The organism is Cypionkella sp. TWP1-2-1b2, from assembly GCF_049896245.1.
Taxonomy (GTDB): domain Bacteria; phylum Pseudomonadota; class Alphaproteobacteria; order Rhodobacterales; family Rhodobacteraceae; genus Cypionkella.
The window spans coordinates 51930-64150 of sequence record NZ_JAFCTX010000007.1; the positions used below are offsets into that span (position 1 = coordinate 51930).

Sequence of the window (12221 nt, forward strand, 5' to 3'; positions counted from 1 at the left end):
GCTATGCCAAGTATGACCGACACTGACGACGCAGTTCGTCATGGGGAGCGTACCCGTATAACATGCGGGACATATAACCTTCGCCCGAAAAACGGGCGGAAACAGCAAGAGGTAAGAATGAAAAAATCCGTATTCTTCGGCGCACTCGCGGCCACCACCGTCCTGGCAGGCTCGGCATTTGCCGGCACGCTGGATGACGTGAAAGCCCGTGGCGAGCTGATCTGCGGCGCGAACGTCGGTCTGACCGGCTTTGGCGCACCGGATGCAACCGGCGCTTACAAAGGCTTCGACGTTGATCTGTGCAAAGCCATCGCCGCCGCCGTTCTCGGCGACGCGTCGAAAGTCAAATACGTCCCCACCACCGGCGAGACTCGCTTCACCGCACTGGCTTCCGGCGAAGTTGATGTGCTGATCCGTAACTCCACCTGGACCTTCTCGCGCGATACCGACCTCAAGTTCGATTTCGTCGCGGTGAACTACTATGACGGCCAAGGCTTCATGGTGAAAAAAGAGCTGGGCGTTTCGTCCGCCAAAGAACTTGATGGCGCGACCGTCTGTATCCAGACCGGCACCACGACCGAGCTGAACTTGGCTGACTTCTTCAAGTCGAACAACATCAGCTACACCCCGGTCACCGTTGGTGACGACTCGGAAGCGCTGCGTCAATATGATGCCGGTGCTTGCGATGCCTACACCACCGACGCGTCTGGCCTTGCTGCGTCGCGCGCTTCGCTGGCAAACCCGGCTGACCACATCATCCTGCCGGAAATCATTTCGAAAGAGCCGCTCGGCCCGGTCGTGCGTCATGGCGACAACAACTGGGGCGATATCGTCCGTTGGACCTATTTCGCGCTGCTTGAAGCTGAAGAAAAGGGCATCACCAAGGCCAATATCGACACCGTTGGCACCTCAACGACCGACCCGGAAGTCAAGCGTTTGCTTGGTCTTGAAGGCGACATGGGCGCGATGATGGGGCTTGATAAAGAATGGGCCAAACGCGCGATCGCCGCTTCCGGCAATTATGGCGAGATCTTTGAAACCAACATCGGCACCTCTACTCCGATCGGTCTGGCACGCGGCCTGAACGCGCTCTGGACCCAAGGTGGTCTGCAATACGCTCCGCCGTTCCGGTAATATCCAATCAACAGGGCGCGGTGAAAACCGCGCCCTACTGTTAACCAAGATCACTTCATCTTGATCCGGCACATCACCTGACCGCAGGGGACCACCCCAAACGACCGGCAAAAGTCCGGCAGCGGTAGGGCAGGGGGAATACATATGACGCTCGTGACCGAGCCACCGAAAGCAAACTTTCGGTTGGGCATGCTGATATACGACACCCGCTACCGCAGCTACACCATCCAGATCATCGTGTTGATCTTGTTCCTGATGGGTGTTGCGTGGCTGGCCAACAACACGATCGAGAACCTTGCCGCCAAGGACAAAGACATCAACTTTGGCTTCCTGTGGAACCGCGCAGGCTACGACATTGACCAACACCTGATCCCCTACACCAATGATGATAGCCATTTCCGCGCTTTGCTGGTGGGCTTGGGTAATACGCTCGTCGTCGCCCTCGTCGGCTGCATCCTGTCCACCGTGCTCGGCGTGATCATCGGCGTGCTGCGGTTGTCGAAAAACTGGCTCGTCGCCCGCCTGATGACCGTTTATATCGAGATCTTCCGCAACATCCCCCTGCTTTTGTGGATCATCCTCGTCTACGTGGTGTTCTCGGAAACCCGGCCCGAGCCGAAAGCCTTCAAAATCGTCGAAGGCCAAGTCTCTGCCGCACATATGAATTTCTTCGACACCATTGCCGTCACCAACCGCGGCACCAACGTGCCCGCACCGCTGCTGACCAATCCGCTGCCCACCCTGCACATTGGCTTCATGCCGATCAGCCTGTCGTTGATCGCGGTGATCGCCGTAATTGCCGCCTCAATCTACGCCAACATCCTGCTGCGCCGCCGCACCAAGATCACCCAGGAGGCCACCGGCATCCGCCCCACCATCTGGTGGAAATCGGTGCTGATCCTGTTCGTGCCCGTCGTGGCCCTGCTGTTCGCGATGGGCCTGCATTGGGAATATCCGGTGTTCAAGGGCTTCAACTTCAAGGGCGGCATCAACATCGCCCATTCCTTCACCGCCCTCACCATCGCCCTTACCCTTTACTACGCCTCGGTCATCGCCGAAACCGTCCGCGCCGGCATCCAATCCGTCAGCCGGGGTCAATCCGAGGCCGCCTATGCGCTTGGGCTGCGTCCTAACCGCACGATGAATCTGGTGATCCTGCCGCAAGCCCTGCGCGTTATTATCCCACCGCTGATTTCGCAATATCTGTCGCTGACCAAGGATACCTCGCTGGGCATCGCCGTCAGCTACCTTGATTTGCGCGGCACTCTGGGCGGCATCACCCTGAACCAAACCGGGCGCGAGTTGGAATGTATGACCCTGATGATGCTGATCTATTTGATCATCAGCCTGATCATTTCTGCGGTGATGAACGCCTATAACGCCTCTGTCAAACTGAAGGAGCGTTAAGATGTCCCTCCTGTATATCCGCCGCGACATGCTCGCCCCGCAGGCTCCGCCAGCCTCGCAAAGCGGCGCGATCCGCTGGGTGCGTGAGAACCTTCTCTCCGGCCCGTTCAACACCATCCTGACGCTGCTGGCGATCTGGACCCTCTATCAACTGATTGCTTTGTCATGGCCATGGCTGGCAAACGGGGTGTGGAGCAACGCCAACTCGATGGCCGATTGCCGCAAAATCGTCGCCGCAAGCGCAGGCCCCGACGCTTCGGGGGCTTGCTGGGCGATGATCCGCGAGCGTTGGTCGCAGTTCATCTTCGGCTTCTACCCGCCAAGCCTGTGGTGGCGGCCAATCCTGACCTTTGCTTTGATGTTCACAGCCCTCGCCCCCGTGCTTTATGCCGACAACAAAAGTGCGATGGCCAAACTCTGCGGTGTGGTCACGGCCCTGATGGCGCTTTGCCTGCTCGGTGCCCAAGGGCTTACCTTCACCACCATCCTCGCCACCGCTTTGATGGCAGCCCTCACCGCCATCGCTGCGATCAAACCCCGCGCGCTACTGATCGTCACCCTGCTGTTCCCATTCGTCGCGCTTTGGCTTTTGTGGGGCGGCTCGGTCTGGGGGCCCATCGTGGCGCTGATCGGCTTCATGGTTTTGGCCGTGGTTTATAGCATCGTCGCACCGAAACTGGGCCCGGTCATGGGTGCAAGCGCAGGCTTCATCGCCGCCTGCCTTTGGTGGTTGTTCCTGCAATCCTATGTCTCCGAGGCATGGCAAGCCCTGCTACCGTTTGAGCTGACCTACGTCAACTCGGACAAATTCGGCGGCTTCCTGCTGGCCTTTGTCATCGGCGTGGCCTCGATCTCGATCTCGCTGCCCCTCGGCATCCTGCTCGCGTTGGGCCGCCGCTCGGATATGTTCCTCGTCAAAACCCTGTCCGTCGGTTTTATCGAGTTTGTCCGCGGCGTGCCGTTGATCACCATGCTGTTCACCGCCTCGCTACTGCTGCAATATTTCCTGCCGCCGCAAACCAAGTTCGACCTGATCCTGCGCGTCGTCATCCTCGTCACCATCTTCTCGGCCGCCTATAATGCCGAAGTGGTGCGCGGGGGCCTCGCCGCCCTGCCACGCGGCCAGTATGAGGCTGCCGACGCTTTGGGTCTGGATTACTGGCAAGCGCAACGGCTGATCATCATGCCGCAAGCGCTGAAAATCTCGATCCCCGGCATTGTGTCAACCTTCATCGGCCTGTTCAAAGACACCACCCTCGTGTCCTTCGTCGGCCTCGCCGATCCGCTCCGCGGCATCACCACCATCGTGCGCGCCGACATCGCGTGGAAGGGCATCTACTGGGAGCCTTACATCTTCGTCGGCGGCATCTTCTTTATCGTCTGCTTCGGCATGTCCCGATACTCGATGTATCTGGAGAACAAGCTGAAGACTGATCACCGTTAATAAGGGACTTACATCATGGCAGAACACGCAATCGACCGCAGCAAAATGCAAGTCTCGGATGAGGTCGCAATCCAGATCACCAATATGAACAAGTGGTACGGCACTTTCCACGTCTTGCGCGACATCAACATGACCGTCAACAAGGGCGAACGTATCGTGATCTGCGGCCCCTCAGGTTCCGGCAAATCCACCCTGATCCGCTGCATCAACCGGCTGGAAGAACACCAGCAGGGCCAGATCATCGTCGACGGCACTGAACTCACCTCAGACCTCAAGAACATCGACAAGGTGCGCTCGGAAGTTGGCATGGTGTTCCAGCACTTCAACCTGTTCCCGCATCTGACGATCCTCGAAAACCTGACTCTGGCCCCAATCTGGGTCCGCAAGGTGCCCAAGCGCGAGGCCGAAGAAACCGCGATGTATTTCCTGCAAAAGGTGAAAATTCCCGAGCAGGCGCATAAATACCCCGGCCAGCTTTCCGGCGGCCAACAACAGCGCGTCGCCATCGCACGTTCGCTCTGCATGAAACCCCGCATCATGCTGTTCGACGAGCCGACCTCGGCCCTTGACCCCGAGATGATCAAAGAGGTGCTCGACACCATGATTTCGCTGGCCGAAGAAGGCATGACCATGCTCTGCGTCACCCACGAAATGGGCTTCGCGCAAGCCGTTGCCAACCGGGTGATCTTCATGGACCAAGGCCAGATCGTCGAGCAAAACGAGCCACGCGAGTTCTTCAACAACCCGCAATCGGACCGCACCAAACTGTTCCTGTCGCAGATTCTAGGGCACTGAACTCCCAATCAAAAATGAAAAGGCGCCCCTGTTATGGGCGCCTTTTTATAAAGACTGCTATGATGCGAAGCCATCCCGACGGGCTGGGATGTGATGAAAATTTCACGCTAGCGCAACAAAAAGCTGATATAACCACAATATATTGTGGAAAATCATTCTAAAATCGACATAAACCACAAGCCATTCCCCGCTGGGAAGATTATTTGGCAGCCGACTGCGCTTGTGTCAGATCAAACCACCATCTCACGCGGAATGACAAAATCCACCGTCACCCCCTGCCCAAATCCAACCTGATCCCAGGCCTCCACCGCGAAATCGACCACCAAAGTCGCCCCCGTTGGATAGCGCGCAAATTCCGAATTCAGCGGCGCTGTCACCACCAATTTCTCGGCAAACTCGGCAATTCCCGGATTATGCCCGATCATCATCACCACATTCGCCTGCGCATGCCGCAACACCGCCAGCATCACATCCACCCCGGCATGATACAAAGCCGGTTTCAACTCCATCAACGGAGTTGCCGGCAACGCAGGCGCAATCCCCGACCAGGTCTGCCGAGTCCTGACCGCATCAGAACACAAAACCTTCTGTGGCACATACCCGCGTGAGGCCAGCCACTGCCCCAGATCCGCCGCAGCCGCGCGGCCCCGGTCATTCAAAGGTCGGTCGTGGTCCGGGCTAAGTGGATCGTCCCAAGCAGATTTGGCGTGGCGGGTCAAAATAAGGCGTTTCATGTGTGGAATGTTCCCATGTGATAAGCCGAGTGTTCCACCAGTCTTGCATAGCCTTGCGACACCGGGCAAGCCCGTCTCACAGCGCAACCGAAATTCATACAGTCCCCACCGCTTGCCCCGCTCAGATACGCGCGGCACCCGGGCACATCATATCCCGCCCCATCCAACGCCCCCACCGGACAAGCATCCAGACAAGGCCGCGCACATCCCTCACAGGGAGAGGCCGCAACCGGAACCTCCACCCGTTCCTTCAACGCCAGCGCGCCGCGGAACGACACCATCAAACCCTGTTCCGCCTGCACCAGCAACCGCACCGGGCTGTCCCACACCCGCCCGGTCCGCAATGCCCATTGATAAAACGGATGATAAGGCGCGCCACCAAACGGAAACAGCGCCTTCGCGCCCAAATCGCACGCCATCCCGCCAATCACCCGCCGTGACCAGCGATCAATTGGATCAGCTTTGCCTGCAACGGCATATTCCAACCATTCCGGCTGCGCCTTCACATGCGCCCAATACCCCGGCTCGGCTGGCCCGAGCAGCAGAACCGAGCGTGTGCCCGCAGGCAACCCGACCTCATCCTCACAACAAAACCCACCGAGCACCGCCAAAAAATGTTGCGCCGCCAAAGCCTCAATCTGCTTTAGCGAAACGGCAGCCACAGGCTCCACCCCAATCGCGCCGGTTTCTCGTCTTGCCATTGCAGCCCCACCACCATGTCCTGATGCCCCGCCGCAGGTTGCGCCCGATAAGTGCGAAAAATCCTGTCCCAAACCGACAAAGCAAAGCCAAAATTGCTGTCATGCTCGGACCGCACCACCGAATGATGGACGCGGTGCATATCGGGCGTCACCAAAACCAACCGCACCAGTGCGTCCAACCACACAGGCAGCCGCAGATTGGCATGGTTGAACAATGCGGTTCCGTTCAACAAAATTTCAAACAAAACCACCGCCACCGCTTGCGGCCCCAAAGCATAGGTCAGCCCGATTTTTAACACCATAGAGGCCAAAATCTCCACCGGATGAAACCGCAAAGCCGTGGTCACATCCATATCGCGGTCGGCATGGTGCATCCGGTGAAACCGCCAGAACAACGGCACCTTATGGGTCAACCAATGCTGCGCCCAAATCGCAAAATCCAAAACCAGCAGCGCGAACAACACCTCAACCCACAACGGCCAAACCACCCGGTTCAAGATGCCCCAGCCCATCGACCACGCATCCACCGCCGCGCCGACCGCCAGAAATGGCAACACAATCGCCAGCGCCCGCAAAGCCAGCGTATTCAACACCGTCATCGACACATTGGTAAACCAGCGCCGCCCGCGCGCAAGCACCCGCTTGCGCTTAGGCGCCAAAGTCTCCAGCCCGGCAAACACCACAAACAGGCCCAAAAACACGGACAAGCGCAGCAAAATTTCATATTTCATTGCATCCTCCAGCTGCCAATCTAGCTCCTCGGATGACCAAAGCGAATTGCTCTTTTTGAAATACTCCCGCCGGAGGCTCCTTTGGCTGGCATCAGAAGCCTCGGGCGGGAATATTTAAACCATTATGAAAGCCTTAGCGTTTCACATGCGGCTTGACGCGCGGTGTGCTAGAGCGGATTTGCGAGCCCGCGCCATGATCGGTGAACAGTTCCAAAAGGCAGGCATTGGGAATCCGCCCGTCGAGAATTGTCACCGCCCGCGTCCCCGCCTCAATCGCCGCAAGCGCGGTTTCGGTTTTCGGGATCATCCCGCCCGAGATCACCCCATCCGCCGTCATCTGCCGGATTTCTTCCGGGGTGATCTGCGTCATCACCTCGCCTGCGGCGTTTTTCACCCCCGGCACATCGGTCAACAACAGCAAACGATCCGCCTGCAACGCCCCGGCAATCGCGCCCGCAGCGGTATCGCCATTGACGTTGAACGTCTCGTTATCCGCCATTCCCGTCGCCACTGGCGCGACCACCGGGATGATCCCGGCGTTGTACAAATCGCGCAAAACCTGCACGTTCATCTCTACCGGACGGCCGACAAAGCCCAATTCCGGGTCATCGGCGACGCAAACCATCAAATCGTCATCCTTGCCGGAAATCCCCACCGCGCGCCCGCCTGCATCCATGATCGCCTGCACGATGCGCTTGTTGACCAGACCCGACAGCACCATCTCGACGACCTGCACCGTCGCTTTGTCGGTCACCCGTTTGCCGCGCACGAATTCCGATTTGATACCCAGCTTGGCCAGCATTTCGTTGATCATCGGCCCGCCGCCATGCACCACCACCGGGTTCACCCCCACCTGCCGCATCAGCACGACGTCACGCGCGAATTCCGCCATCGCGGCATCGTCGCCCATCGCATTGCCGCCAAATTTCACCACCACCACAGCGCCTTCAAAGCGTTGCAGGTAGGGCAGGGCCTCGGACAGCATCTTCGCGGTATTGATCGCATCACTCATGGTCAGGGTCTGCTTTTGCATGGGGAAGACTCCAGGATTTTTTGCCTGATAGCCCCTTTAGCCCCCCCTGCCAAGCAAAGGTTTTGTGTCTGGCCACAGGTCAATTTTCGGTAAATTACCCCCTGCTAAGTGCTTAAAATCGCTAAGTCGGCGCAAATGGCCACGCGCGGACACCCTTGCATTCGCCCCCCAATGCCGTAGCTTGAGCGCAAAGCAGGAGTCCACGATGTCCGAGCAGAAAACCCTCGTGTTGACAGGCGCAAGCCGCGGAATCGGCCACGCCACCGTCAAACGCTTCGGCGGCGAAGGCTGGCGGGTGCTGACTTGCTCGCGCCACCCCTTCGATCCGCGTTGCCCGTGGCCGGGGGGCGAGGAAAACCACATCCAGATTGATCTGGCTGACCCCAACAAAACCATCGCCGCGATGGAGACAATCAAAGCCAAGTTGAACGGCAAACTCCATGCTTTGGTCAACAACGCGGGGATTTCACCGAAGGGTGAGGGCGGCAAGCGGCTGAACACGCTTCAGACCGATTTGCGAACCTGGGGCCAAGTCTTCCACGTCAACTTCTTCGCGTCAGTCATCCTCGCCCGCGGCCTGCAAGCCGAACTGGTGGCCGCGCAAGGCTCGGTGGTGAATGTGACTTCTATAGCAGGCAGCCGGGTGCATCCCTTCGCGGGTGCCGCTTATTCCACGTCCAAAGCGGCGTTGGCGGCGCTGACCCGCGAGATGGCGCATGATTTCGGCCCGCTCGGCGTGCGGGTGAACGCGATAGCCCCCGGAGAGGTGGAAACCGCGATCCTGTCGCCCGGCACCGACAAGATCGTTGATCGGTTGCCGATGCGCCGCTTAGGCCAGCCGAAAGAGGTTGCCGACGCGATCTGGTTTCTGTGTTCCGAACAGTCGAGCTACATCTCCGGCACCGAAATTCAAATCAACGGTGGCCAGCACGTCTGAAACCGGAATTCGCGCGAATTCCGGCACGATTTCTGCGCATAAATCGCCTGCCTATACCAGCGTTGCGATGATCGCCCGCAAAGTCTCAATGCCATCACCTTTTTCCGAACTGGTCACCACCAATTCCGGGTAAGCCGCAGCATGTTTCGCCAGCGCCGCCTTGACCTGTTCGATGTTGGCATCGCGCTCTGCCGCCGAGACCTTGTCCATCTTGGTCATCACCACCTGAAATGTCACAGCCGAGCGGTCGAGCAGATCCATAATCTCCTCATCCACCGCTTTAACGCCATGCCGGGTGTCGATCAAAACAAACGCCCTGCGCAAAGTTTGCCGCCCGGCCAGATAGGCCTTCAGCAGCGCCTGCCACTTCGCAACAACCGGCTTCGGCGCTTCGGCATAGCCATAGCCGGGCAAATCGACCAGAAAACGATTCATCTCGCCCAAGGCGAAATAGTTGATCTCTTGCGTCCGCCCCGGCGTATTTGAGGCGCGGGCGAGGTTTTTGCGTCCCGTCAGCGCGTTGATCAGACTTGATTTTCCGACGTTAGAGCGGCCCGCAAAGCAAACCTCCAACCGATCCGGTTCGGGCAGACCCGACATTGCGACCACGCCTTTGACGAAATCAACCGGGCCTGCGAACAGCAAGCGGCCGGCCTCACGCGAGGGAAATTCCGGCTCGGGGGCCAAGGTGAACTCTAGGCTTGTCATGCCAATCTCCATTCATCGCCGACCGCAATCGGCCCGCTTTCCACAACCACACCATAAAGCCCGAATTCCTGATGGCCGAAATGCTGGTTCAACGCTTGCAGCGTCGGCGCGTTCGGGCGACCGGTTTCGGGATCAACGGTGGTGGCGCTGCACCGCTCTATGCGTTCTTCAATCCGCAACACCGCGTCGCCTATGGCTAAGTGTTTGCCGATCCAATCCAATTCGGCCCAAGGCTCGGCCCCGTCGAGCCAGAGGTTGCCACGCCAGCGGTCCCTCGACAATTCTATCCCCATCCGCGCCGATAGATCTGCCAGTGAGGCGGTGGACAGGATCGACAGCGCGGGCAGGGCGGTATCCGTCATGCCGCGCCCCGCTGTGACAATCGCCACGGGCTGCGCGCGATCAGGTGGATTCAGCGGCGTGACCCAGTCCAGAAACCGAGGCAGATCGGCGGGATCATCCGGGCGAAAGCTGATCTCACCGCGCTCTGGATGGTTCAGGGTAATAGTGGCGGTAGCCTCATCTAAGCGAGAGGTGATCGCCATCAGCGCTGGAGCCTTTGCCCCACGCGCGAAATTCACGCAGCGATTCCAGCCGGGTACAAGTTTCGCCGCCCCATGCGCCACCGCCCAATGCCGATCCCAAGCCAGACACTCCCCCGCCAAAAGACGAACGGACGCGAGGGCTTCGCGTCCGTGTCCCTTGATCGGGTGGCGGCAAATTTGCGCCAGCCGCTTGGTCATTTCTTGGCGACCTCGACGGGCTTTTTCTTGCTAAAGCCCGATTTGATATTACCGAACAGGTCCGGTTTGTGACCATGGCTGCGCATGATGAGATACTGCTGGGTGAAGGTGATGGTGTTGTTGGTGATCCAGTAAATCACCAGACCGCTTGCGAACCCGCCGAGCATGAACATGAACACGAACGGCATCCAAGCGAACAGTTGTTGCTGCACCGGATCGGCGGGGGCCGGGTTAAGTTTCTGTTGCAGCCACATCGTGACGCCCAGCAGGATCGGCAGCACGCCGATGAAGATGGTTGCCAGCAAAGTGTGTGGCGTGGGGGCACCCCAAGGCAAAGCGCCGAACAGGTTGTAGATCGACGAGGTGTCGGGCGCGGAAAGGTCGCGTATCCAACCAAAGAACGGCGATTGCCGCAATTCAATCGTGACGAAGATCACTTTGTACAGCGAGAAGAAGATCGGAATCTGGATGAAAATCGGCAAACAACCCGCCGCCGGGTTCACTTTGCGCTCTTTATACAGCGCCATCATGTCCTTTTGCAGCTTTTGCTTGTCGTCGCCGGCGCGTTCTTTCAGCACTTCCAATTCGGGCTGCAATTCCTTCATCCGCGCCATCGAGACGTAGGATTTATAGGCCAGTGGCAGAACCAAAAGTTTCAAGATGAATGTCAGGCCGATGATCGCAAGACCCATGTTGCCGATCAGGCCGTGCAGCCAGTGCAGCACGAAGAAGATCGGTTTGGTCAGGAAATAGAACCAGCCCCAGTCGATCGAATCGATGAAGCCTGCGATACCTGCCTTGTCTTGATAAGCACGGATGGTTTCCCATTCTTTCGCACCCGCGAACATCCGGGTGGTGGTTTCCATTGTCGCACCGGGGGCAACCGTCATCAGCGGCTGGCGCACCTCGGCCTGATAGATGTCCGATCCGGGCAGATATTTTGCCACCGCCGTATAAGGTTTACCTTGTTCGGGGACCAGAGTTGTCATCCAGTAGTGGTCGGTGAAGCCGATCCAACCATCCTTGGTGGCCTCGGTCACTTCGGCGGGATAACCTTCGCGCTCATTCGGGGTCATCGAGGCGAATTTCGAGTATTTCAATTCTTCAAGACTGCCATCGCTGCGGCGCACCAGACCTTCATGCACCACGTAGATGTTTTGCAATTTTGGCAGGCCCTGGCGGACGATCTGACCGTAGGAATACAGGTTCGCCGCTGCCGTTCCGGTGTTTTGCACCTGATCCGTCACGCTGAACATGAAATCCTCGTCCACCGCGATGGTGCGCAGGAACTTCAGACCCTTGGTGTTTTCCCATTGTAGGGTCACCGGCTGGCCAACCGACAAAGTGCCACCCGAGGCGATTTTCCACTCGGTCGCAGCCCCCGGCACATCGTCGGCGGTCAAGCCGACACCCGGAGCCCAGCCGAACACCGCGTAATAGGGCGTGGTTTGGCCGACTGGCGACAGCAGTTTGACGGTGGGCGAATTTGGCTCGATCGTCTCATGGTAGGTTTTCAGCGACAGATCGTCGAACCGCCCGCCCAGCATCGAGATTGAGCCCGACAGTTTCGGGGTATCAATGGTCAGCCGCGGCGCTTCCGGCAAGGGCTCGGTCGAGGCCACGCTGCCTGCCGGGGCCGCAGTGGCCGGGGCATCGGGCGTGGTGGCAAACGGGGTCAGCGGCGCTTGGGTCTCAGCGGGAAACCATTGCGGAAAAAGCATCGGGCCTGCGACGAACCAGCCAAGGATCACCAGAAAGCTAAGCACGGTTGCGAGGATGAGATTCTTGTTTTGATCGTCCATCGGGACAAGCACCATTCCTGTTCAGGGTCAGGCGTGGTTCAACGATAGGGGG

12 protein-coding genes are annotated in these 12221 nt (G+C 58.6%); 5 read left to right on the top strand and 7 right to left on the bottom strand.

The features are described 5' to 3' along the window. The first annotated feature begins 117 nt into the window (after nucleotides 1-117). The 4 genes from ACP7AP_RS06235 (at nucleotide 118) to ACP7AP_RS06250 (ending at nucleotide 4780) form a co-directional block, all read left to right on the top strand. Nucleotides 118-1134, top strand: coding sequence for an amino acid ABC transporter substrate-binding protein (locus tag ACP7AP_RS06235; protein WP_426033462.1), 1017 nt, complete (start codon nucleotides 118-120; stop codon nucleotides 1132-1134). Between the two features lie 144 nt (nucleotides 1135-1278). Then, the gene (locus tag ACP7AP_RS06240; RefSeq protein ID WP_426033295.1) at nucleotides 1279-2541 is read left to right on the top strand and encodes an amino acid ABC transporter permease; all 1263 of its coding nucleotides are present in this window, start codon (nucleotides 1279-1281) and stop codon (nucleotides 2539-2541) included. A 1-nt stretch (nucleotide 2542) separates the two neighbouring features. Beyond that, a complete protein-coding gene (locus tag ACP7AP_RS06245) occupies nucleotides 2543-3985 on the top strand; it encodes an amino acid ABC transporter permease (RefSeq protein ID WP_426033297.1) in 1443 nt (480 codons plus the stop codon). Nucleotides 3986-4000: 15 nt separating this feature from the next. After that, on the top strand, nucleotides 4001-4780 hold the full coding sequence (locus ACP7AP_RS06250; protein ID WP_426033299.1) for an amino acid ABC transporter ATP-binding protein: 780 nt from the start codon (nucleotides 4001-4003) through the stop codon (nucleotides 4778-4780). Nucleotides 4781-5010: 230 nt separating this feature from the next. Here ACP7AP_RS06250 and ACP7AP_RS06255 read toward each other — a convergent pair whose 3' ends face one another. The 4 genes from ACP7AP_RS06255 to argB all read right to left on the bottom strand — a co-directional run bounded on the left by ACP7AP_RS06255 (nucleotide 5011) and on the right by argB (nucleotide 7958). After that, nucleotides 5011-5514, bottom strand: a complete 504-nt coding sequence (locus tag ACP7AP_RS06255; RefSeq protein ID WP_426033301.1) for a SixA phosphatase family protein — start codon at nucleotides 5512-5514, stop codon at nucleotides 5011-5013. Next, complete coding sequence (locus ACP7AP_RS06260; RefSeq protein ID WP_426033303.1) at nucleotides 5511-6215, bottom strand: ferredoxin; 705 nt, start codon at nucleotides 6213-6215, stop codon at nucleotides 5511-5513. The genes ACP7AP_RS06255 and ACP7AP_RS06260 overlap by 4 nt, the downstream gene beginning before the upstream one ends. Next, nucleotides 6158-6946 carry a sterol desaturase family protein gene (locus tag ACP7AP_RS06265; protein WP_426033305.1) on the bottom strand — a complete coding sequence of 263 codons (789 nt, stop codon included), beginning with the start codon at nucleotides 6944-6946 and terminating at the stop codon, nucleotides 6158-6160. Before ACP7AP_RS06265 ends, ACP7AP_RS06260 begins: the two co-directional genes overlap by 58 nt. A 133-nt stretch (nucleotides 6947-7079) precedes the next feature. Then, the gene (argB, locus tag ACP7AP_RS06270) at nucleotides 7080-7958 is read right to left on the bottom strand and encodes an acetylglutamate kinase (RefSeq protein ID WP_156317474.1); all 879 of its coding nucleotides are present in this window, start codon (nucleotides 7956-7958) and stop codon (nucleotides 7080-7082) included. 226 nt (nucleotides 7959-8184) lie between these two features. Here argB and ACP7AP_RS06275 point away from each other — a divergent pair, with 226 nt between their 5' ends. Then, a complete protein-coding gene (locus ACP7AP_RS06275; RefSeq protein WP_426033307.1) occupies nucleotides 8185-8916 on the top strand; it encodes an SDR family NAD(P)-dependent oxidoreductase in 732 nt (243 codons plus the stop codon). A gap of 51 nt (nucleotides 8917-8967) precedes the next feature. Here ACP7AP_RS06275 and yihA read toward each other — a convergent pair whose 3' ends face one another. Genes yihA through yidC form a run of 3 tightly spaced genes read right to left on the bottom strand, consistent with a single transcriptional unit; the run spans nucleotide 8968 to nucleotide 12169 of the window. Further along, nucleotides 8968-9624, bottom strand: coding sequence for a ribosome biogenesis GTP-binding protein YihA/YsxC (gene yihA / locus ACP7AP_RS06280; RefSeq protein WP_426033309.1), 657 nt, complete (start codon nucleotides 9622-9624; stop codon nucleotides 8968-8970). Then, nucleotides 9621-10367: an MOSC domain-containing protein gene (locus ACP7AP_RS06285; RefSeq protein ID WP_426033311.1), complete on the bottom strand. Its 747-nt coding sequence runs from the start codon at nucleotides 10365-10367 to the stop codon at nucleotides 9621-9623. The genes yihA and ACP7AP_RS06285 overlap by 4 nt, the downstream gene beginning before the upstream one ends. After that, nucleotides 10364-12169, bottom strand: coding sequence for a membrane protein insertase YidC (gene yidC, locus ACP7AP_RS06290; protein WP_426033313.1), 1806 nt, complete (start codon nucleotides 12167-12169; stop codon nucleotides 10364-10366). The genes ACP7AP_RS06285 and yidC overlap by 4 nt, the downstream gene beginning before the upstream one ends. Between the last annotated feature and the right edge of the window lie 52 nt (nucleotides 12170-12221).